The 24,562-nt window shown below is 37.5% G+C and carries 19 protein-coding genes; 8 read left to right on the top strand and 11 right to left on the bottom strand.

Annotated features, from left to right (window positions below; translation table 11 throughout):
• Positions 1-10 precede the first annotated feature (10 nt).
• The 8 genes from surA to JG479_RS02570 all read left to right on the top strand — a co-directional run bounded on the left by surA (position 11) and on the right by JG479_RS02570 (position 9,385).
• The gene (gene surA / locus JG479_RS02605) at positions 11-1,306 is read left to right on the top strand and encodes a peptidylprolyl isomerase SurA (protein ID WP_002960833.1); all 1,296 of its coding nucleotides are present in this window, start codon (positions 11-13) and stop codon (positions 1,304-1,306) included.
• A 2-nt stretch (positions 1,307-1,308) separates the two neighbouring features.
• A complete protein-coding gene (pdxA, locus tag JG479_RS02600; RefSeq protein WP_024589800.1) occupies positions 1,309-2,301 on the top strand; it encodes a 4-hydroxythreonine-4-phosphate dehydrogenase PdxA in 993 nt (330 codons plus the stop codon).
• The gene (gene rsmA / locus JG479_RS02595) at positions 2,298-3,104 is read left to right on the top strand and encodes a 16S rRNA (adenine(1518)-N(6)/adenine(1519)-N(6))-dimethyltransferase RsmA (RefSeq protein ID WP_002960838.1); all 807 of its coding nucleotides are present in this window, start codon (positions 2,298-2,300) and stop codon (positions 3,102-3,104) included. Before pdxA ends, rsmA begins: the two co-directional genes overlap by 4 nt.
• Positions 3,088-3,477, top strand: coding sequence for a Co2+/Mg2+ efflux protein ApaG (gene apaG, locus JG479_RS02590; protein WP_002960839.1), 390 nt, complete (start codon positions 3,088-3,090; stop codon positions 3,475-3,477). Before rsmA ends, apaG begins: the two co-directional genes overlap by 17 nt.
• An 8-nt stretch (positions 3,478-3,485) precedes the next feature.
• Entirely contained in the window at positions 3,486-4,304 is an 819-nt protein-coding gene (locus tag JG479_RS02585) for a symmetrical bis(5'-nucleosyl)-tetraphosphatase (protein ID WP_200219899.1), read from the top strand.
• Positions 4,305-4,441: 137 nt separating this feature from the next.
• On the top strand, positions 4,442-6,457 hold the full coding sequence (locus JG479_RS02580) for a methyl-accepting chemotaxis protein (protein WP_200219898.1): 2,016 nt from the start codon (positions 4,442-4,444) through the stop codon (positions 6,455-6,457).
• 719 nt (positions 6,458-7,176) lie between these two features.
• Entirely contained in the window at positions 7,177-7,629 is a 453-nt protein-coding gene (locus JG479_RS02575; RefSeq protein ID WP_200219897.1) for an REP-associated tyrosine transposase, read from the top strand.
• Positions 7,630-7,942: 313 nt separating this feature from the next.
• Positions 7,943-9,385 carry a capsule assembly Wzi family protein gene (locus JG479_RS02570; protein ID WP_200219896.1) on the top strand — a complete coding sequence of 481 codons (1,443 nt, stop codon included), beginning with the start codon at positions 7,943-7,945 and terminating at the stop codon, positions 9,383-9,385.
• 311 nt (positions 9,386-9,696) lie between these two features.
• On the opposite strand, the gene JG479_RS02565 is transcribed toward JG479_RS02570, so the two are convergent.
• The 11 genes from JG479_RS02565 to JG479_RS02515 all read right to left on the bottom strand — a co-directional run bounded on the left by JG479_RS02565 (position 9,697) and on the right by JG479_RS02515 (position 24,555).
• Positions 9,697-10,863, bottom strand: coding sequence for a nucleotide sugar dehydrogenase (locus JG479_RS02565; protein ID WP_039485550.1), 1,167 nt, complete (start codon positions 10,861-10,863; stop codon positions 9,697-9,699).
• A gap of 196 nt (positions 10,864-11,059) precedes the next feature.
• Complete coding sequence (gene galU, locus JG479_RS02560; RefSeq protein WP_200219895.1) at positions 11,060-11,941, bottom strand: UTP--glucose-1-phosphate uridylyltransferase GalU; 882 nt, start codon at positions 11,939-11,941, stop codon at positions 11,060-11,062.
• 733 nt (positions 11,942-12,674) lie between these two features.
• Positions 12,675-13,631, bottom strand: a complete 957-nt coding sequence (locus JG479_RS02555; protein ID WP_200219894.1) for a DHH family phosphoesterase — start codon at positions 13,629-13,631, stop codon at positions 12,675-12,677.
• An 84-nt stretch (positions 13,632-13,715) separates the two neighbouring features.
• Positions 13,716-14,321, bottom strand: a complete 606-nt coding sequence (gene cysC / locus JG479_RS02550) for an adenylyl-sulfate kinase (protein WP_039485560.1) — start codon at positions 14,319-14,321, stop codon at positions 13,716-13,718.
• Between the two features lie 92 nt (positions 14,322-14,413).
• Complete coding sequence (locus JG479_RS02545; RefSeq protein ID WP_200219893.1) at positions 14,414-16,144, bottom strand: SLC13 family permease; 1,731 nt, start codon at positions 16,142-16,144, stop codon at positions 14,414-14,416.
• Positions 16,145-16,219: 75 nt separating this feature from the next.
• A complete protein-coding gene (cysN, locus tag JG479_RS02540) occupies positions 16,220-17,626 on the bottom strand; it encodes a sulfate adenylyltransferase subunit CysN (protein WP_200219892.1) in 1,407 nt (468 codons plus the stop codon).
• Between the two features lie 104 nt (positions 17,627-17,730).
• Entirely contained in the window at positions 17,731-18,639 is a 909-nt protein-coding gene (gene cysD / locus JG479_RS02535) for a sulfate adenylyltransferase subunit CysD (RefSeq protein ID WP_200219891.1), read from the bottom strand.
• Between the two features lie 874 nt (positions 18,640-19,513).
• Positions 19,514-20,383, bottom strand: a complete 870-nt coding sequence (locus JG479_RS02530) for a glycosyltransferase family 2 protein (RefSeq protein WP_200219890.1) — start codon at positions 20,381-20,383, stop codon at positions 19,514-19,516.
• 2 nt (positions 20,384-20,385) lie between these two features.
• Complete coding sequence (locus JG479_RS02525) at positions 20,386-21,291, bottom strand: glycosyltransferase (RefSeq protein WP_002962427.1); 906 nt, start codon at positions 21,289-21,291, stop codon at positions 20,386-20,388.
• A gap of 130 nt (positions 21,292-21,421) precedes the next feature.
• Positions 21,422-23,194: a glycosyltransferase family 2 protein gene (locus JG479_RS02520; protein WP_200219889.1), complete on the bottom strand. Its 1,773-nt coding sequence runs from the start codon at positions 23,192-23,194 to the stop codon at positions 21,422-21,424.
• A complete protein-coding gene (locus JG479_RS02515) occupies positions 23,191-24,555 on the bottom strand; it encodes a hypothetical protein (RefSeq protein ID WP_200219888.1) in 1,365 nt (454 codons plus the stop codon). The genes JG479_RS02520 and JG479_RS02515 overlap by 4 nt, the downstream gene beginning before the upstream one ends.
• Positions 24,556-24,562 lie beyond the last annotated feature (7 nt).

Here is a 24,562-nt window from a genome sequence, read left to right as displayed (position 1 = left end):
TAAAAAGAATATGAATTTAAAAAAATTATTAACATCAGCAGTTTTAAGTGCCAGCCTTTGTCAAAGTGTAATGGCTGCACCAGTAGAAATAGATAAAGTTATTGGCGTTGTAAACCAAGGCGTAATTTTAAAAAGCGAAGTAGACACCATAATTGATCGTGTTAAAAAGCAAGCACAAGAACAAGGCCAGCAATTACCAAAAGATGAAACACTTCGTGTACAAGCTGTAGAGCGTTTAGTTAATCAAGCGCTTATGATGCAAATGGCTGAGCGTATGGGGTTACAAATCTCAGACAGCCAACTCGATCAAACTCTCGCTAACATGGCAAAAGAGCAAGGCGGAACAATTGCCGACTTACGCCGCACTATTGAAGGTTCGGGCGAAAGCTTTCAAGCTTACCGTGAAGAAATTCGTAAAGAAATCACAACGCAGCAAGTAACACGTGCAAGCGTTGATCGTCGTATTTATATTAGCGAACAAGAAGTTGATAACCTTTTAAAAATTATGGAAACCCAAGGTCAAAGTGCTGAAGAGTACGACATTGGTCATATTTTAATAGATATCCCTAACGATGCGACAGCTGACGAAATTGCTGATGCAAAAACACGTGCAGATAAAGTTATTGAGCTATTAAACGATGGCCAAGAATTTAAGCGTATTGCTATTTCATCATCAAGCGGCTCTAAAGCACTTGAAGGTGGACAACTTGGTTACATGGGCATTAACGAAATGCCATCGCTTTTTGCTGAAGCAGTAAAAGGCCAAAAGAAAGGCGCTATTGTTGGCCCACTTCGCTCTGGTGCTGGTTTTCATATCATTAAAGTACAAGACGTTCGTGGTCTACAAGTTGTAGAAACAACTGAAGTACGTTCACGCCATATACTTATTAAACCTTCAATTATTTTAAGTGAAGAAAAAGCACGCTCAATGCTTGCAGGCTTTGCAAAAGACTTACGTGCAGGAACAGCCGACTTTGGTGAACTTGCTAAAGAGTACTCAGAAGATCCAGGCTCTGCACTTAAAGGTGGCGAGTACGATTGGACAGATCCAACTACCTACGTACCTGCGTTTAAAGATACATTACTTTCTCTTAAAGAAAATGAAATAAGCGAACCGTTTAGAACACAGTTTGGTTGGCATATCGTGCAGTTACTTGGCAAACGTGTAGCTGATAAAACTGAACTAGCTAAACGTAACCGTGCTCACGGTATGTTGTTTAACCGTAAATTTAAGGAAGAAAGTTTTAACTGGCAGCAAGAAATGCGCGAGCAAGCTCACGTTGAAATTTTCCCTATAGACCAATAAATATGACTCTAAGAATTGCTATTACACCGGGTGAACCAGCCGGTATTGGCCCAGATTTACTACTCACGCTTGCTCAGCAAGCGTGGGACGCTCAACTAATAGCGATTGCTGATGGCAAACTATTAAAAGAGCGTGCAAAGCATTTAGGCTTAACAATAAACTTAATTGAATTTGATGATAATGCCCCTGCCATAGCAGCACCTGCGGGCAGTTTGTATATTCATCAGGTTGATTTAGGTGCGGATGTAGAGCTTGGCGTACTAAACGACGGTAATGGCCAATACGTGTTAGATACCTTGCGTATAGCAAGTGAAAAAAACATGGATGGCACGTTCGATGCGGTTGTTACGGGTCCTGTTCACAAAGGTATTATTAACAAAGCGGGCATTTCATTTAGCGGACACACTGAGTATTTTGCGCAGCAATCAAATACTGCAGATGTAGTTATGATGCTTGCAACTGAAGGTTTACGCGTTGCACTTGTAACCACGCATATTCCACTTGCGTATGTATCGCGTGCCATTACTCCTGAGCGCTTAACTAAAGTAGCGGGTATTTTAAATCACGACCTACAAACTAAGTTTGGGATAGAAAAACCACGTATTTTAGTGTGTGGCTTAAACCCACATGCAGGTGAAGATGGCCATTTAGGCCGTGAAGAAATAGAAACAATCACCCCAACGCTTGAAATACTTAGAAGCGAAGGGATGAATTTAATTGGCCCACTACCCGCCGACACCTTATTTCAACATAAATACCTATCTGAAGCAGATGCAGTACTTGCTATGTATCACGATCAGGGATTACCTGTGCTAAAATACAAAGGATTTGGTAAATCGGTAAATATTACCCTTGGCTTACCATTTATTCGCACCTCAGTTGACCACGGTACTGCTCTCGATTTAGCAGGGACTGGTACAGCTGACGTTGGCAGTTTTGAATTAGCGATCCGCGAAGCAATTAAGCTCGCCCAAGAAAAAGCACAAAATCAATGACCGATAAAGTACATTTAGGACACCGCGCTCGTAAGCGTTTTGGGCAAAACTTTTTATTTGATGAATCTATCATCGATAAAATAGTCTCTGCGATTGATCCTAAACCAGAAGACAACTTAGTAGAAATTGGCCCCGGCCTTGGCGCAATTACTGAGCCAGTAGCCGACTTAAGCGGCCATTTAACGGTTGTTGAATTAGATAAAGACTTAGCACAACGATTAATTGAACATCCATTTTTGGGTCCTAAATTAACGGTTAACCAAGGCGATGCAATGACGTTTGACTTTGCAAGCTTGGTTCGCGATGACAAAAAATTAAAAGTGTTTGGTAACTTACCTTACAATATTTCGACACCGTTATTGTTTCACCTTTTTGAATTTTCAGATCATATTGAGCACATGCACTTTATGCTTCAAAAAGAAGTAGTAAAACGCATGGTAGCAGGCCCAGGTAGTAAAACATTTGGCCGCTTAAGCGTAATGACTCAATACTACTGTAATGCAATGCCGGTTGTTGAAGTGCCACCTGAGTGCTTTAAACCAGCGCCAAAAGTTGACTCTGCTGTTATTCGTTTAATACCTAAAAAGCCAGAGCAACGTACAGCAAAAAGCGTTAAAATTTTAAACACCGTGTGTTTAGAAGCATTTAACCAGCGCCGTAAAACGCTACGTAATAGTTTAGGTAACTTACTTACCGCAGAAGAACTAACTAGCATTGGCATTGATATAACGCTGCGTGCTGAGCGCTTATCTTTACAACAATTTATTGATATAGCTAACTGGATTTATGACAACAAGCAGTAACATTGGATCGCCTGTAAAGGTATCTGTAGAAACATTTTACGTAGAAGGCCAATCTCAACCTGAGCTTGAAAAATACGTATTTGCTTACTCGGTAACAATTAAAAACCATAGTTTATGCAGTGCAAAATTACTGAGCCGCTATTGGTTAATTACCGATGCAAATGGCAAACAAGTAGAAGTTGAAGGCGAAGGCGTTGTTGGCGAAATGCCAGATATTGGCCCAGGCGAAAGCTATAAATACACCAGCGGTGCAATTTTAGATACACCTGTAGGCACTATGCAAGGCCATTACACGTTACGCAACGAGTTTGGCTCTGAGTTTCAGGCGCCTATTAATGTGTTTCGTTTGGCTTGCCCTAACATTTTGCATTAAGCACTTAGATGGCAGATTATGCGATAGGTGATTTACAAGGGTGTTTTAGTGAATTTAACACCCTTTTACAACGGGTTGATTTTAACCCAAGTAAAGATCACCTATATTTAGTTGGCGACATAGTTGCTCGCGGGCCAGACTCCCTAGCCTGCTTAGACTATATTTACCAACACCAAAATAGTATGACCATCACTTTAGGCAATCACGACCTTCACATGATTGCCTGCTACTTTCTTAACAAACCCACTAATCCAAAAGATAAATTAAACTCAATATTTGAAAGCCCTAAATTGGCTAACTACATCGCTTTTTTACAAACCCAGCCATTGGCTTTAGAGCTTATAAAACATAACTGTTTTATATCTCACGCGGGGTTAAACCCTGATTGGTCTGTTGAAGATGCGCTAAAACAAGCTCAATTTGCACAAAGCTGTTATCAATCAAGTAACGCAAAAGCGTTTTTTGAACACATGTACCAGGCTCACCCCGCTAGGTGGTCTAACACCCTTGATGACTTTGCAAAGTTTAGATACATAGTTAATTACTTTACCCGCATGCGTTTTTTAACAAGTGATAACAAACTCGAGCTTAATGCAAAGGGTGCAATAACCGACAGCGAAACTCTCATTCCTTGGTTTAACCACCCCAATATAGCTAAATCTAAACACGATATTATTTTTGGCCACTGGGCCGCACTTGAAGGTAGAACAGGTAATTCACGGGTTCACGCCCTAGATACAGGCTGCGTATGGGGTAACACCATGACCCTAATGGAGCTGAGTACTAAAAAAGTAATTGTAGAAAAATCCCACCTTTCGTCTAAATAAACTGAAAAAAAACAATACATCTGTTAGATTTATCAATTAATAGTTAAAATTAATTAAAGTAATTGATTTTAATTACTTAACTTATTGGTACAAACGCCGATAAGTCTTAATTGAAGTACTTTTTGAGTGGAAATCTTATGAACCTGACAGTAAGCCAGCGTATTTGGGGTGGTTTTATATTTATCACACTATTATTATTAATAATTGGTGGTAATTCCCTGATAAAAATTGCAAATATTGACCGTTCCACTCAAAAAGTGAACCAACTATCACTCCCAGCATTAAATAAAAGCTCTGAGCTACAAGCCGAATTTATTTTAATGAGTAAATCAGCTCAAGCGAGCTTTTACACGACATCAGCCAATGAGCTTGCGCCAATAAAAGCGCAGGTCTTTGAGCAAAAACAGCAATTCAACACGCTGCACCGTGAGCTTCAAGACGTAGTAAAAAACGATGCTGCACTTAATCAAAGCAGCCAAAATGTAGAAAAAACTTATTTAAGCTTTTTAAGCACCGTTGAAAATTTATTAGAAGACAAAGGCAAGCAACTAGCATTAAATAAAACATTAAAAGCACAATTAGAAAACATAGAGCTAAGTGCAGAAGATGCTAACTCTGTTGTACTCGATATTATCGACATTGACGGGTTTGAACAAAACCACCCTCGCGCTTATCAAGCTGCAAATAATTTAGAAAACAACTTTATGTCGGTAGTTAGTAACAGCACCGACATGCTAACCGTTAAAACGCTTAACACTCTCGATATTGTTAAAAACGAGCAAACGTATTACCTTGAAGAAGTAATACGTACCGTTGATTTAATTAAGCCAGCAATAGAGCAAACGCATAGCGACTTATATTCAAGCCTAAAAGAGTATGTTGATGTTTTAGAAAATAACATAAAGGGCAGTAACAGCTTAGCAGCAAACAAAAAACGTTTAATTGATTCGATTACGCTTACGCAATCAGAGCTTGCACAGTCAGAGCAAGCCACCAAAATGGCACTTAACCAAATTGACGAGCTAGTTAATCAAGCAAGTGACGTTGCGTTTAAATTGCAACAAGGTGTGCGCAGCGATGTAGACTCAGCTAATTTATGGACCTGGGTTGGTATGGTTATAGCCACTCTTTTAGCTATTGTGATTGCCATTATTACTGTTAGCCGCATTACTAAACCACTTGCCGAAGTTAATCGCATTTTAGATATTGTTGCCAGTGGCGACATGACACAACGTTTAGACGACAGCGCTAAAGACGAGTTTGGCGAACTATCTAAAAGTTGTAACACGCTAATTGACAGCCTGCGCAGCCTAATTAAAGGTATTATTTCGCGCTCTACTCAGCTTGCAGCAGCATCAGAGCAAACATCAGCCATTACCTCAGAATCAAGCCAAGCAATTCGTAACCAGCAAGCACAAGTTGAACAAGCAGCCACTGCAACAACCGAAATGAGTAGTACATCGCAAACGGTTAGTAACAGCGCTCAACAAGCACTTAGCGAAATTAAAAATGCTGATAAAGAAGCTGAACGCGTTAAAGGTATTTCGAATAACAACAAAGCAACGATTGAACAGCTAGCACGTGAAGTAGACGACGCCTCACAAGTAATTAATAAACTGCATCAAGATAGCGCATCAATAGGCAGCATTTTAGATGTAATACGCGGAATAGCGGATCAAACGAACCTACTTGCTCTAAATGCCGCAATTGAAGCTGCACGAGCTGGTGAATATGGCAGAGGCTTTGCTGTTGTAGCTGACGAAGTACGCTCTCTAGCGAGTAAAACTCAAGAGTCGACCCAAGAGATACAATCAATGATTGAGTCGCTACAAACAGGCGCAGAGGCTGCGGTAACGGCTATGAGCAAAGGTAAGCAACGTGCGGTATCGTGTGTTGAACAAACCGACCTAGCAAGTAGCGCACTTGATTCGATTACATTTGCAGTTTCGCAAGCCCACGACGTAAGTGAAGAAATTTCGACTGCCGCACTTGAGCAACAACAAGTAGCACAAGAAATTAGCGAACGCCTTGAGTCGATTGTAGCCATCGCAGAGCAAACAGCCGAAGGCGCAAACCAAACCAACATCTCAAGTTCAGAAGTAGCAAAACTTGCTGAAGAGCTTCGCTTGTCGGTAGACGAATTTAAAGTTTAAATTTATTAAAACAATTAAAAAACCCCGATGGTACACAGTACCATCGGGTTTTTTGTTTATAAGACCTTTAGAAATGAGATGTAAAACCTCACCTACAACATACACACACCCTGCAGATGCGAATTTACTTCGCGCTCATCTAACCTAACTTTACCAAAGCGAGGTATAAAACTAAAACCTCACCTACAACATGCACACACCCTGTAGGTGCGAATTTACTTCGCGCTCATCTAACCTAACTTTACCAAAGCGAGGTATAAAACCTCACCTACAACATACACACACACCGTAGGTGCGAATTTATTTCGCGCTCATCTACTTTACCAAAGCGAGGTATAAAAGCTCACCTACAATATATGCCACCTGTAGGTGCGAATTTACTTCGCGATCATCTACCTTAACTTTACCAAAGCGAGGTATAAAACCTCACCTACAACATCCCCCCTGTAGGTGCGAATTTACTTCGCGCTCATCCAACTTAACTTTACCAAAGCGAGGTGTAAAACCTCACCTACAATATGCAAGCCCTGCAGATGCGAATTTACTTCGCGCTCATCTAACTTAACTTTACCAAAGCGAGGTATAAAACCTCACCTACAACATGCACACACCCTGTAGGTGCGAATTTACTTCGCGCTCATCTAACCTGACTTTACTTCGCGCCCTCTTAATTTGAAACCTCTGCTACCTTTAATAAAAAGTATTGAAAGACTGTAAAAATGTATCGTTCTGATTTATTGCGAAAAGGCAGAGTATCATTAACAAATCGATTTTACTCAATCACACTAGTGGCACACAAAAGAGAAAACATATTTATTTCTATGGATATTAATCGTTTGATAATCACAGAAATGAAAAAGATAGAAACGCAAGAAGCAGCTAAAACAATAGCATTTGTAATTATGCCAAATCATATACATTGGCTAATTCAATTAGGAACTAAGAAAACGCTGTCTGATGTAATTAAGTTATTTAAAGGCCGTTGCTCTAAAGTAACCCGTGACGACTTAGGTATGAATAAATTATGGCAACGTAACTACTATGATCACATGATTAGAAATGAAAATGATTTACTAAACAATGCTAGATATATTATTGCTAACCCTTTGCGGGCTAAAATCGTAGATAAAATTGCTTTATACCCTTACTGGGATTGTATTTATATAAAATAAAAAGCGAGGTATAAAACCTCACCTACAATATATGCTTCCTGTAGGTGCGAATTTACTTCGCGCTCTTATAATTTAACTTTAAAAAAGCGAGGTATAGAACCTCACCTACAATATATGCCCCCTGTAGGTGCGAATTCACTTCGCGCTTATGTAATTTAATTTTACCAAAGCCAGATAATAAAACCTCATCTACAATTTATATACATCAATTACTAACTACTAATATATCGCTTTTTTCTTCCTTACTTAGGCGTTTATTGCTAACCTCGCGTTAACGTTTTTACTTAAACAATTTTTTGCTAACGGAATAATTATGCTCAAAAAAATATCACTGTTTATCGGGATGGCAATCAGTGCAAATGCTGTTGCTAAAGGTGGCGTATCACCCTACTTACCTTTAAATCAAGCCCCGGAACTTGAGCACCAAGTACAACGACTTTTAGCCGTAAGTAAAAACACACACATTATGAGTAAACCTTATAAGTCTCACGACATTTATCGAATATTACAAACCATAAGGTATGACTACCCTGAGCTTTACCACACACTTACTTATCAAATTAATCCTTATATACAATCAAGCGCAACCACTCTTGCTAAAGTAACTTTATCAGCAGGCACGAATGAAAAGAACATACCAAATCAACGCGGCCAAACAACAAAAACAAACTTAATAGTTGAAGGTGGTGCTTATTCTAATTTTGGTGATTACTTCGGTATGAGTGCTGTGGGTATAGCCAACGAGGATGAAATATTACTAACGCAAAGTATCATGTACTTAGGCTTCAAATATGCACAACTTGATATCGGTTATAGAGAGCATTGGTATTCACCTTTTAACAACAGCGCAATGTTACTCAGCACACAAGCCGAAACAACTCCATCTATATCCATAAGTAATGTAGCCCCCATAACTAGCTTTAATATTCGATACGATATGTTTATTACTCAACTCTCTGAGCAAAGAGGTATCTTAAAAAACAAAAGAGTCGAAAACGCAGAAGATCGAGAGTATGAACCCGGAAAACCTTACTTATTCGGCCTGCATACTAGCTTAGCAATAACTGACAATCTGACTGTCAGTTTAAGCCGTCTCATGCAGTTCGGTGGGGGACCAAGAGATGTATCATTAAAAGATTTTGCTGAAGGCTTTTTTAGCCCCGGAAGCAAAGATAATGTTGGCGAAGATGACACAAACGATGTTAACTTTGAATTAGGTGATCAACTAGGTGCTATTGCTTTTGAGTATTCAAACACACTCTATAATACACCTTATGAACTATATGCAGAAATAGCATTAGAAGACACCCTTGGAGGGGATCGCAATAATGCATATAGCTTTGGTTTATTTCTTCCATTTATCAGCGACAAACACAGCTTACGTATCGAACACAGTAACTGGCAAGACCTTTGGTATGCCAATGGTATATATCTAGATGGAAATAGAAATAACGGCAATGTAATTGGCCACTGGGCTGGTGATGAGCATATCTACGACGACTATGTTGCAGCTAAGGCCGTTAGCTTAAATTGGAACTGGCAATTGAATCGAAAAGAGAGTCTACAAACTACATTTAGCAGTTTAAAAAACAAAAGTGATGTTTATACGACCAGCTATGAGTTACAAATAACTTATAATAGAAAGCTTTCTAGAGCAGCTTGGGGAGTTAAAAGCTGGGGTGTAGATTTTTATGGCGGTGAGGATGTATACGGTGACTCATTTGCTAAATTAGGTGTTACGGCCAATTTTAATTAGTAATAGCTGTTTTGTGCTTACATTTAAATTATATCAATTCGCTTAATTAGGTGATCTATTTTGAGGTAATAAAATCGTGTTGGTAACAAGACAAAAATTTCGTTATTTATTTGTTATATATCGGAATTTTTAACACAGTTAGCGTCAGATTTAACCCCTCAAATTTATTAAGTATTATTGTTATTAAGCCAAATAAAATGTATAGCACTTAATGTTATAGACCTTCACACTATATAGATATAAAAAACCCCGTGATTACCACAGGGTTACATACGTATTAAACAATAAGAAGCGAATAGCTTGTTAGTAGTTTAATCACTACCAAATAAATCGCGTGTATAAACTTTGTCTGCAATATCACTGAGTTCTTCAACCATACGGTTAGACACAACAACGTCAGATATTTGCTTAAACTCATTTAAGTCTTTAATTACGCGAGAGTGGTAAAATTCGCTTTCTTCAAGTACTGGTTCGTAAACTACTACCTCAATACCTTTAGCTTTAATGCGCTTCATAATACCTTGTATAGCAGAAGCTCTGAAGTTATCAGACCCTGTTTTCATTACTAAACGATACACGCCAACCACTTTTGGGCTACGCTTAATTATTGAGTCCGCAATAAAGTCTTTACGTGTCGTATTAGCATCAACAATCGCACCAATAATGTTGTTTGGTACATTTGCATAATTTGCACGTAACTGCTTAGTGTCTTTTGGTAAGCAGTAACCGCCATATCCAAACGATGGATTATTGTAATGATCACCAATACGTGGGTCTAAACTAACACCCTGTATAATTTGCTTAGAGTTTAAGCCATGTGCTTCAGCGTAGCTATCAAGCTCATTAAAGTAAGCTACACGCATTGCTAAATAAGTGTTTGAGAACAACTTAATAGCTTCGGCTTCAGTTGAGTCAGTAAAAAGTACTTCAATATCTTCTTTGATAGCGCCTTGCTTAAGTAAGTTAGCAAATACACTGGCGCGCTCACTTTGCTCACCAACAACAATACGCGATGGGTATAGGTTATCGTGTAGCGCTTTACCTTCACGTAAAAACTCTGGTGAAAATATTAAATTACTAATACCCAACGTCTCTTTAATATTTTGCGTAAAACCAACCGGTATAGTCGACTTAATCACCATAACTGCATTTGGGTTATGCGCTATTGCATCTTTAATTACAGCCTCTACAGAGTTTGTATTAAAGTAGTTATTTTCAACATCGTAATCGGTTGGAGTCGCAATAATTACAAAATCGGCATTTTTGTATGCGGCTACTTTATCAGTTGTGGCTGTAAAATTTAAATCACTGCGCGTTAAAAACTCACTAATTTCAGTATCAACAATAGGCGATTGCTTATTGTTTAAAAGCGCAATTTTGTGGTCATCTATATCTAATGCAACCACTTCATTGTGCTGCGCTAACAACATAGCATTAGAAAGGCCTACATAGCCTGTACCAACAACGGCTATTTTCATTTTATTCCCTTAAAGTTTATAATTTTAATCATTTGATTTTACCAGATATCTAAAGTAAAACGAATAAACAACTCGTTCAATTAATTTGTTCTCAGCTAAACATTAATAAACATTTATACTCATCTTAGAAACAACTAAAATGAGGCTATGTACCTACAACTTATAGTTAGTAAGTAATTTACTAAACGTATCAATTTTAGCTTTTCACTTGGCTTAAAAACTTATTGAAGTCTGTACCTAACTTGTCATCACGCATTGCATATTCAACAATAGCTTTAAGATAGCCAAGCTTATCGCCACAATCATGCGAACGCCCACTCATATGAAATGCTTCTACAGTTTCTTTCATCATTAACGCATCAATCGAATCAGTTAGCTGGATTTCACCGCCAGCTCCAACTGGTGTTTTAGCTAGTAAAGGCCATATATTTTTACTTAAAACATAACGCCCTACAACAGCGAGGTTGGAAGGTGCGGCATCTTCATCCGGCTTTTCAACCATCGTCTTAATTGCAGCACTGTGTCCTGGAGTAAGCTCAACACCTCCAATATCAGCGATACCATATTTACTAACATCCTCACGGGCAACTGGCTCAAGCATAATTTGGCTAGCGCGAGTCTCATCAAAACGCTTAATCATCGCAGCTAGGTTTTCAGTCTTTTGATCCGCGGTATAAGCGTCTAAAATAACGTCAGGGAGCAATACTATAAAGTCATTATTACCAACTATAGGCTTAGCGCACAAAATTGCATGCCCTAACCCTTTCGCTTCACCTTGACGTACACTCATAACCGTTACATCAGATGGACAGATTGAACGCACTTCATCAAGTAATGCACGCTTTACACGCTTTTCAAGCGTTGCTTCAAGTTCATAGCTTGTATCAAAGTGGTTTTCGATAGCATTTTTAGAGCTATGTGTAACCAATACAATATCTTTTATACCCGCAGAAACACATTCATTGACGATATATTGAATCAATGGCTTATCTACAATTGGAAGCATTTCCTTAGGAATTGCTTTGGTCATAGGTAACATACGTGTACCAAGGCCGGCAACCGGTATAACAGCTTTCATGGGTAGTCCTTTATTATATTTAGTATTTTAACTTAGCAATTTGAACTTATATCTAAACTGAATCACAATAGTAGTTGAGTAATAAAAGTGAATATAAAGAAAACGCGTATTTTGCTTTTTAATTACTTAAAAAGTAGATATTGAACATCAAAAATTTATGTTTATACCCTTTAAGATAATTTTCATCACGAACTGGGTGCACCGAGGATACGGAAACGCTTCACGCTACACCGAGGAGTAATGAGCTCTTCTCTTTCACTTCTCTGTATTCTCTGTGGTGATAACAATCTCTTAATCACTTTATGAGCATTTAGCCCAAAACAATTTTACCACCGAGAGCACAGAGGCGCCTCCCGCTACACAGAGAAGTTATTAGATCTTCTCCTTCACTTCTCAGTGGTAATAATAATGCCTTAATTACTTTATGAGCATTTAGCCCAAAACAATTTTACCACCGAGAACACCGAGGCGCTGCGCGCTACACTGAGAAGTTATTAGATCTTCTCCTTCACTTCTCGGTGGTGATAATAATGTCTTAATTACTTTATGAGCGAGGTATAAAACCTCACCTACATAACAATTTTACCACCGAGGGCACAGAGGCGCTGCACGCTGCACTGAGAAGTTATTAGATCTTCTCCTTCACTTCTCTGTCCCCTCCATGTTGATAACTATTACTTATTCACTTTGTGAATTCACTTAATAAATAAGATTTAGAACTCATCTAAATACATTACTTATAGTAACCTACTAGTTCAGTTATAAAGTTCGAAAGTTGCGACTCAGGCAGCTCATTAATTCCAGCAGCTGCCGCACGCCCACCACCTGTTGCAAACTTACTACATATATCAACAGCCCCCTGCTTATTACTAAGCGGAGCGCGTACGCTAACAGTGTAACTTCCTTTATTATTACTTGTAACAACACCATGCGCTTTCGTTGAAGCTTGGTTAGCTAAATCATTACCTAATACACCACTAACACGACGCGCCCAAGGCTCATCATCTAATAAAATAACTTTGGCAGTATCACAATCATGCAGAACTTTGGCCCCTGCAGCTTTTTTCATATCAGCTTTATAAGCACGCTCTAAAGTATAGTAAGCTGAGCTTTCATCGTTTATGGCATCAAGCGGCGATTTATATTGCAAAAGTTGCTCGTAAAGATCTTCTGGAGGAAAATGTAAATCAGCAACTTCACTACCGTAACCGTTATAATTAATATACGTACCAAATGCTTTTAGCTGCGATTTTTGTAATTCAGACAGTTTTAACTTATCAGCTTCTGCATCAGCCTTTGCAAATAAATTATCACCATATGCAGCCGTAATTGCCCATAAGTGAAATTGCTTATCAAGTAAATCACTCACAATTAAACTGGTGCACATATTTGCATCCAGATCTATATGAGGAAATAAATTTGCGTGATTAGGAATGTCACCTGCTTTGTGATGGTCAACATACATAACTTTTGCGCCAGCCGTTAATGCATCATGAAGAGCTGACATATTTTTTTCCATTGAAATATCAAGCACACGAATGCAGTCGCCTGATTGTGGTGTTACTTTTTTTAGTAACTGAATATCACGCTTAACCCCAGTTACTTTAACTGTCTCTGTAGGGTTAGCAAGTTGTAACTGAAGCAATGCGATAATACCATCAGCATCACCATTAAAAACATCATATTTCATAGTAGTCTCAAAGTCAGAAATCAAAGTACTTTGCTTAACTAAGCAGTTAATCTTTAAATTATTCTGGTATCAAAATCTGAATACCTATAATTTTATAACTTCTTTTTCCTTTAAATACTGAATAATTTGCTCAACACTTTGTTCAATACTTTGCTGTGCTGTTTTAACATGTATCTCTGGTGATATTGGTACATCAAAAGCAGAGCTAATCCCAGTAAAGTTAGGTATTTCACCAGCTCTCGCTTTTTTATACAAACCTTTAGGATCGCGGCTTTCGCATACTTCTATTGGGGTATCAATAAACACCTCAATAAACTCACCTTTAGCCATAATACTGCGAGCCTGGGCACGATCTGTAGCAAATGGAGAAATAAATGCAGTCGATACTATTAATCCTGCATCCACAAATAACTTAGCAACTTCGCTAATACGACGAATATTTTCAATACGGTCTTCATCGCTAAATGTAAGCCCTTTATTTAGGCCCATACGAACATTGTCACCATCTAACAAATAAGTATGACAACCTAATTCAAATAATTTTGATTCTACCGCATTAGCAATAGTAGACTTACCTGAGCCACTTAATCCCGTATACCAAAGCAAAACAGGCTTATGTCCTTTGTGAACTTGCTTTTTCTCTCGTGACACCGTTTGTGTGTGCCATACTATATTTTCATCCTGGCTCATTAATATACCTTACTCTAATTCTTATACAGTGCGAGATAACCCCACACTGGCGTAATATAATTTTAAATGCGACACTAAAGTGCATTAAATACTTACTTAAACGGAAAAAATACCGGAATACAAACTAAAACTACCACAGCATAAACAACACTGACAGGTAAGCCCATTTTAACAAAGTCATTTAATCTATAGTTACCGGCATTAAAAACCATTAAATTAGTTTGATAACCATAAGGGCTTATAAAACTTCCACTTGCAGCAAAAGCAACTGTCATAACAAATGGCAATACATCTACTCCAAACCCAAGTGCAATGGTATAACCTATAGGAAACATTAATGCAGCTGCCGCGTTATTGGTCACAAACTCAGTCATTAACCAAGTTGCTATATAAACAAAAATTAAAGCAATATATACATAACTCGGATCGTTATACTGGCCAATAAAATCGCCTAATGTAACTACTACACCAGAATTAACTAATGCATTTGAAAGCAAAATTGCCGACGAAACAACTAACCAAATATCAACTGGAAAGCGTCTAACCAGCTCATTCGTAGTTAAACTATGAGTGAATAACAACGCTCCGAGTAATAATACCAAACCTTCTAATAAATCAAGAATACCAAAAGCGGCCAGTACAATGATTGAAATAAACCCACCAATAGATAGCCAAGCACGCCACCCATTTATTCTTGATTCAGGCTCAACGCCAGAAAGTACTAAAAAGTTTTTATTAATATTGGTTCTTGTTTTGTAATCTTTACCCACCGCTAAGACTAAAAAGTCACCAGAACGAATTACAACATCCCCTAACTTTCCAGAGACCTGCTCACCATCGCGTCTAATTGCAACTACAGCGGCATCAAATAAAGCCCTAAAACCTGTTGTTTTTAAGGTCTTACCAACAAGAATACTTTCTTGTCTAACTACTACTTCAGTTAAATTGCTATTTAACGTACCGTTTTTTTCAGCAAAAATCTCTAAGCCTGTAAATTGTCCAAGCTGAAGTAACTTAGTAACTTCGCCACAAAATATAAGCCTATCAGAGCACTGTATAACCTCCGAAGGAGACACAGGACTAATTAAGTGCCCCTTTCTCACTATTTCCACCAGAAACAATGACTCTAAATGCCTCAAGCCATTAGCTTCAACGGAACGCCCGATAAGCTCAGAGTTTTCAGCAACCTTAGCATCAATAAAATACCCTTCAGAGATCGCCTTTTTTTGCTCAATACTCGGTAACATATTCGTGCAAAAATACATAACAACACCACAACTAACGACCAAAATAGCCCCTATCGCTGTGAACGAAAAAAACGACAGTGAACGTCCAGAAGCCTCAATATACATTGAGTTAACAATCAAATTAGTTGACGTTCCTATAAGTGTTAAAGTACCACCTAAAATAGAAGCGTAGGAAAGAGGTAAAAGTAGTTTGCTCGAAAAGTGGTGAGGATTATTACGTATAGGAGAAAGTAACGTAGCGACAACAGCTGTATTATTTAAGATAGACGAAAAAAGTGTAGTAACTCCAAATAATCTAAACCAAGTAGAATGGTAGCTACTCACAATTATTTTAGATGCTACAACCCTTAACAAACGTGTTTTTTCAAGTGCTAAAGAACACAATACAAGTAAAATTAAAGTCACTAAACCAGGGTTTGCAATGCTTGTTAAAAATTGTTCTTTAGTGACCAAATCAAAAGCTATCAAAGCAACGAGCGTCGCCCCAAAAACAGCGACTGGCCTTCCTTGAATAACAATTAATCCAGTAACCGTAAGTGCAAAAATAAAAAGCGTTAGATAAGCATCTAATGGCATAATTATAGTAGCCATCCATAGTTAATAAAACAAAAGTGCGGGCTTAAAAAGCCCGCAATGCTTAGCATGAGTAATCTAACGAATTACTTTTGCATCCCAATGAGGAAAATGTTTACGAACCAACGCATTAAACTCAACTTCAAAAACAGAATGTTGGCTTTGCGATTTATTCGTTTTAGCATCCAGAGGCTTACGTATCATCCCAGCACCAACAGTTACGTTAGTTAAGCGATCAATAACAATAAACGCACCAGTGTGCTTATTCAGATCATAAGCATCAAATTGTACCGGTGCCGTTAAAGCAAACTGACAATTACCAATCTCATTTAAGTTTAGCTGCGACGCTTCTTTTTGCTCTAGCGTATTCACGTCAACTTTATAGTTAACAGCTTCTACGTGGCCAAAAACAGACTTACTGCCAACTTTTATTTCATATTCACGGTCAACTTGTAACGCTTCTTCAGTCATCCACACCACATCAGCTTCTAAATTAGCAGATGAATGAGGTTTTTGATGAGGGCGCACTAGCATATCGCCACGACTTACATCAATTTCATCTTCAAGCGTTAGCGTAATAGCCATACCTGCAGAAGCTTTTCCAAGGTTGCCGTCAAAAGTAACTATTGATTTAACTTTACTTTCTTTACCTGAAGGTAATGACGCAACAGTATCCCCCACTCTAATATCGCCAGCAGCTATAGTGCCACTAAAGCCACGAAAATCTAAATTAGGGCGGTTAACATATTGTACTTGCAGTCTAAATTCATCATTTTTAGCATGTGTCACTGAAACCGTGTTTAAAAGCTTCATTAGCGTAGAGCCAGGGTACCAAGACATCGCTTCACTTTCATTTACTACGTTATCACCACGCAGTGCCGAAATTGGTACAAAACGTATATCATCAAAAGATAATTTTTCAGCAAACTCTCGGTAATCTTTTTTAATGTTTTGATAAACAGATTGCTCGTAACCGACTGCATCCATTTTATTAATAGCAATAACTACATTTTTAATTCCTAACAAAGAACAGATATAGCTATGGCGACGTGTTTGAACTTGCACACCATGGCGAGCATCAATCAAAATAATTGCTAAATCACATGTTGAAGCGCCCGTTGCCATATTACGAGTATATTGCTCATGTCCTGGCGTATCGGCAATAATAAATTTACGTTGTTCCGTTGCAAAGTATCGATATGCAACATCAATTGTAATACCTTGCTCACGCTCCGACTGAAGACCATCAACTAAAAGCGCTAAGTCAAAATCGTTGTCCGTAGTGTTAAAGCGTTTTGAATCTTTTTCGATAGCCGCCATCTGATCTTCAAAGATCATTTTACTATCGTAAAGTAAGCGACCAATTAAAGTTGATTTACCATCATCTACACTACCGCATGTTAAAATACGTAGCATATCTTTGTTTTCGTGAACTTTTAAGTAAGCTTCAATATCGGTTGCAAGTAAGTTTGTATCTTGTGACATAATTTTCTCTGAAATTTGGTTCGTAATAGGTTAATAACAAGCAGTTATCTATACTTTATTTATAACTTAGTGATAACTTGTCTCTTAAAATCTCTAACGTATGGTTAGAAATAACCTTCCATTTTTTTCTTTTCCATAGAACCAGCTGAATCGTTATCGATTACTCTGCCTTGGCGCTCTGAAGTAGTACAAAGCAGCATTTCTTGGATAATTTCAGGTAATGTTTGAGCCACAGACTCAACAGCTCCCGTTAATGGATAACAACCTAACGTTCTAAAACGAACCATTTTTTGCTGAACTTCTTCGCCTTTTTCAAGCTCCATTCGTTCATCATCAACCATAATTAATGTGCCATCACGCTCAACAACTGGACGCTCTTGTGCAAAATACAATGACGGAATTTCAATACCTTCAAGGTAAATGTATTGCCAAATATCTAACTCAGTCCAGTTACTAAGTGGAAATACGCGAATGCTTTCACCTTTATCTACTTTGCTGTTATAGACATTCCAAAGTTCTGGACGTTGATTTTTAGGATCCCAACGATGATTCTTATCACGAAATGAATAAACACGCTCTTTAGCGCGAGATTTTTCTTCATCGCGACGAGCACCACCGAATGCAGCATCAAAACCGTTCATATCAAGTGCCTGCTTTAAACCTTGAGTTTTCATAATGTCAGTGTGTTTAGCACTTCCATGAACAAATGGGCTAATCCCCATCTCTAAACCTTCAGGGTTTTTATGAACAATTAAATCGAAACCATGCTTTTCAGCCATCTGGTCTCTAAACTGAATCATTTCTTTAAATTTCCAGTTTGTATCTACATGCATTAACGGAAAAGGGATTTTACCAGGATAAAAAGCTTTACGGGCTAGGTGTAATAGCACCGAAGAATCTTTACCTACAGAGTAAAGCATTACCGGATTATCGAATTCTGCGGCAACTTCACGCATTATATGTATTGACTCTGCTTCGAGCGCTTTAAGGTGAGTTAACTTTTCTTCATGCATAACGTTTGTTTATATCCTAAATTATCAAAATCCATCCAAGCCAATTATTAAATTATTATTTGGCTAAACTAAAACTATTATGCGTACTAGTTTAAATATTATAAACACCGCATTCAATGCGCAAGTATGCGTTCATAGTACTATATTCTTCACTAAGGTGCTGAGTGCTTCATCAAGAAAGTAAATAATCCCTATTTACTCTATGAGCCAGATATAAAACCTCACCTACAACCTATGCCACCTTGTAGGTGCGAATTTGCTTCGCGCTCATCTAAATTAACTTTGTTAAAAACAAGGTATAAAACCTTACCTACAAAACAATTTCACCACCGAGGGCACAGAGGCGCTTCGCGCTACACAAAGAAATTATTAGGTTTTCTCCTTTACTTCTCTTTGTCTTCTCGGTGGTGATAATAATGTCTTAATCACTTACTCTATAAGCGAGCTATAAAACCTCACCTACAAAACAATTTTACCACCGAGGGCACAGAAGCGCTTCGCGCTACACTGAGAAGTTATTAGATCTTCTCCTTCACTTCTCCTTGTCTTCTCGGTGGTGATAATAATGTCTTAATCACTTTATGAGCATTTAGCCCAAAACAATTTTACCACCGAGGCGCTTCGCGCTACACTGAGAAGTTATTAGATCTTCTCTTTCACTTCTCCTTGCCTTCTCGGTGGTGGTGATAATGTCTTAATTACTTACTCTATAAGCGAGGTATAAAACCTCACCTACAAAACATTTTTACCACCGAGAGCACAGAGGCGCTGCGCGCTACACAGAGAAGGTAAATCACTTCTCCCTTTCTTCTCTATAGTGATAGTCACTCATTTTATGAGTGATTACAAAACCTATATATTCGCTCTTTTTATACTATTTCCAATGTTTATCATAGGGGCCTTTTTTTCCTAGTAATCCATCGTAAATACCTTTGAGCATAAACCCAAGGCGCTTACGTCTATTTTTTTGCATAACAGAATTTAAAAAAAAGCGTATCGGCATAAAAAACAAACACCTTACTTTCCAATAATTAGGGACGTACGCTCTGCGGCTCAGCAATAGAATATTTCTAAACTGATAATACAACCTAATTGGGGCACCGACTTTATAAGTTATCCCCACAAATTTACTACGGGAGTCGCCTAAACGATGAATCATTTCAATATTTTTAGCCTTAGCGATATCAAAACCCATACTACGGGCTCGCCAACACCACTCATGATCAACGCCATCAATAAATAAGGACTCGTCTTTTAAACCGATTTCATCAAGAGCACTTAAATCTATCATCATCCCGGATGCAATAATTTGAGTAACTCCTACCAGTTCATCATATTCAAAAACTTCTTTTTGAACTTTAGGGTTTACTTTTTTGTCTGAAAAGCTACAACGAATCCTAGGCCCAATAGCAACTACATTTTGCTTCATTTTATTAGATGCTTTAAGTAAGCTACTTAGGTTAAACACCATATCGCTGGGTATTAGGCTGTCTTGATCAAGTAAAATCGCATATTCACAACCCGCTTCTAATAAATAGATTAAACCTGCGTTATGAGCTGACGCAATACCTGAATTAGAAGAGAGGTGTATATAATGGTAGTGAGTAATAATTTTACTAAAATCGTGAGGGGTTGGGCTATTATCAACTATAACCACTTCTTCTGTTTGCCCATATAAACGCGTTAATAATCGTTCTGTTAACGCTAGGTCGGGCTTATAAACAACTAAAACTGCACCAATCATAATTAATTGTGTTTATTTAAGCCCAATATAAAGCGGTCGGCTTTATATGCAACTTTTATAATCCATGAAGGCATCATTCGTAATACTAATACAAATAACGCATAACAATAATTTTGCAACGACTTTTGCTTAAGGGAATCCATAGCTAAAAGCCTAGCTTTAAATTCATTTACCGACTTACCTCTGCCACGCCTTTTATAAAAACCATTTATGCGCCTAAAATGAAGTAATGGCTCTTTTACATTCGCAAATTTGCATCCATCTTTTGCCAACGCTATCCATAAAAAATAGTCTTGAGTGTTAAGCATGTTAGTTAAATACCGATGCCCACGTGCAAATACACTATACCTAATAGCTACCGTAGGATGATTTATAGGGCAACGACGCGAAAAAGCGCAAATTAATTTAGAATGAGTAAGGGGTAACCTACGTATACCAGCTCTGTTACCTTGTTCGTCTACTTCCCACAAAGCAGAGCCAAGCACATCAACATCTTGATGCTTATTTAGTAAAGTAACTTGTTTTTCAAAACGGTGAGGTACGCAAATATCATCGGCATCCATTCTAAAAAAGTATTCTGGATTTAATGGCAAGGTTGAGTCGATAATATAGTTCATGCATGTGCTTAACCCTTTATTTTTTAGACCATGCACTAACGCTAAATTTGGGTGTTGTTTTTCTATTTTAGTTAAGTAAATAGCAATATCGTCTGCTACTTCACCATCGAGCACAATCATAAATAAATCAGCAGGTAAAGTTTGGTTTAAAACACTTTCAACTGCTTGTTTTACCCACTCTAGCCGGTCGTTGATATAAACAGACATACCGCAAACAACACTTACGCTACTTGCAATTGGGTAAGTAGACTGCAATATAAACTGATTATTAGTTGCCGAAATTGGGATCATACTCTCTCTATAAAAAGATAAAACAACTCAAATAAACAGTCATTTACAAACTAAAAGCAATTCTAGCTTACTTTAATTAAGCACACAAAAAAACATAACGAATAATAACGCTAGTTTTACTTTTTATTAACTACCTAAAAGACTTAATCGCAAAGTTTTCACGTTTGCGAGTTAAATTAGGATTATATGCAGGGTCGTTAGCAATAAAATCACACCAGGTAGTTTGCAGATAATTAAGCTCAGCATTAAAACGTCGCACCTTTTCAGGCGTATCTTCGTGTCCGCGCGATACAGACTCATGATGGTATAAAACAGCCTCTGCACAATATAGGTTTCGCCTACCTAATTGTAGTACCTTTAAACAAAAATCAACATCATTAAAAGCTATTGCTAGCTTTTCTTCGTTCAAACCACCCACAGCCCAAAAGTCATCTGTCTTAACAAGCAAGCATGCAGCGGTAACCGCACTGTAATTTTGACTCGCAACCAAGCGGTTCATATAACCATAATGATCGCTTGGGAAATACTTATGTCCATGCCCGGCGCCGCCCCCATAACCCATAATAACACCTGCATGTTGGATACGATTATCTGAATACAACAGCTTTGCGCCAACACAGCCTATATCTTCACGCATAACATGGCTAACCATATTCAATAGCCAATCAGGTTCGATTACTTCAATATCATTATTAACTAGCGCCAACACATCGCCATTTGCTTTTCTAGCTGCAAAGTTATTTATTGCCGAATAGTTAAATTCTGACGGATAATTAAACACCTTTATTTTTGAATGCTTGCTTAACTCATTGAAATATTTAATGCAGTCAGGATCATCTGAAGCATTATCAATAAGCAAAACTTCATAGTTATCATAAGTAGTTTTACTTAAAATAGAGTCAATGCAGTTTTTTACTAATTCCAAACCATTACGCGTAGGAATAATAATCGACACTAATGGTTTTTTATCTAAATGCCATCGCAAATAAACACTTGGTAGCCTTGATGGCACAATACTCGCGAATGAGTCATATAAAACGCTTAATTGGCTTTTAGCATCACTAAAATCAGGTAGTGTAGGCTCTCTTGAAAGTAATACCTGAGCTATATGTCCAACCTTTAAACTAGGATTTTTAAGATGACGAGTACATACATACATACTCAGCATAAATTTATTGATAGGAAGCTTTTCAGCATCAAAGCCTCTTAGCTGTTTAACCCAAATACCCGAACTAATATAACCGTTAGTCAGCTGTAAATCTGGATTCCAACTAGGTTTAAAATCAGCAAACTCTCTTTTTTTACCCTTGGTACTTAATAAATCAGTATCAACATAAGTCAGCTCGGTTGATTGCGACAACTCTGTAGCAAGTACAAACCCTAAATACGGGTGTAATACATCACCAGCATATACAAAAAAGCACGGCTCGTTAATTATTTTACTAGCCCCCCCCTGTTCACTTAACGAACAAACAACATTTAAATTTAATTTGCTATTTAAGTTTAAAAAATCACTAATATCGTTTTTATTATTATTGTGGCAATACACAACGATATTTACAAATGGGGTATGCTGCTCACTTATACTGTTAAAGGTATCAAGTAATTTACTAGGACTGTAATCGGTTACGCAAACTATTAACGAGCAACCACTATTATTTACATTGGAAAAGCAATCAACTTGCTTTGTAAGATAGCTACTATGTTGATGAATATAATCAGCGTAAGAACGATCCAGCTCATCTAAAGTTTGTAATTGATAGAGCAAACCACTTTTGTGCAAATTGCGACTATAAGCAGCTACTAAGCTCGGGTGTTGCTTTGCTTTATCGATAATACTAAGAGGTAAAATACCGATGAATGCTTTTAGCGTTTTTACTAAAGCCTTTCTTAATATTTTCACTTGAGGATCTGCTTTTCTGTATTGGCGCTATCTATCTTGCGCTCATACAATTTAATTTTTTTGTTAATTAACGGCCCATTAGGCCTTAACTTTTGTGCTCTTTTCATAAACATATAAGCTAACCCAATATCATGATTTTTTTCTGCAACAAAGGCCAGCTCTCTTAATATATCTACATCACTAACATCATCACCTAATCGAAGTGTATTTCTTAGTCTACTAATATCACCTGAATTTGGAAGCATAAAAGGAAGCTCTTCAGCATTCGTAGTTTTACCTAGTAAGCGCTTTATAAAATTTATCACTTGTGTTTTATACATATATTTATCCGAAATATCAGACAGCTTATATTTTTTAATAAAAGCCTGCCCATATGTGCCAGTGTAACAAGAACGATAACTAGAAAGGTAAAGTGCATTACAAATAGATTTATAAACCTCTGGTGCTTTGTGATCTATATAGTTCGCCACCTGATTAAAATCTTCTTCGCTTAACTTTTGATTTTTGTATAATTTTTGCTTCGCATTATGGACATCATCTAATAAGCCTTCAAACCCAAAAATACAGTGCTTACTTTGCAGCTTATTTAAAAAACACACAGCTTGCTCTTTATATAGCTCATATGTTTTTGGCTCAATAAGAGAAAAAGGCCCTAAATCACTTTTAAAGTTTTGTAAAATTTTATCAGCTTTTAATGCTAAGCTATGAGAGCAAAACTGGTTTATCCATCGCTTAAACTCTAAAGCTTCAAAGCTATAAGAAGGATTAATACTTTTACTCGTTATCAGTGGTGGAGTAACATTTAAAATACTATAAAAATCATCAATAATACTCCCTCCTACAAATGCACTTTTGCTATATGCACGTAAAATAAAATGGCTAGCGCCAATTTCATCTAAAATAGCCTCAAGTTTAGTCAAATAAAATTTAGGCAACTTGGGGAGGTTTTTAATAGGATCGACTTTATGATGCCTTTTTACCGACTGGTTATATAAAGACTCAAAACTATCTAGTGGGTTACGAATATAAGCTATAAATATCGCATTAGGGAACGCACAACTAACCTCTTTCATATTTTCAAAGAAAAACTCTGAACTTAAAAGTAAGGTATGCATGCTCAGCTTTTCACAAAGGTTGATTAGCTTATCAACTTTACCTTTATTAATAGAGCGGCCTAAACTAGCTGTAACGTCATATATACTATTTAAATTACCTGAACTGATCCCATTTACATCAGTAGTATGCTTTGGATAATAAATCCCATTTTCAGCTAAGCGTTGCCTATCATGCTGTAAACAATACTGTATTGCAGAGGTCCCTGTTTTAGGAGGACCTATATGTATAACTACCTTAACTGACATTAATAAA

This window comes from Pseudoalteromonas sp. LC2018020214, assembly GCF_016598755.1.
GTDB classification, from domain to species: Bacteria; Pseudomonadota; Gammaproteobacteria; order Enterobacterales; family Alteromonadaceae; genus Pseudoalteromonas; species Pseudoalteromonas distincta.
This window is presented reverse-complemented; position numbering and strand designations above follow the sequence as displayed.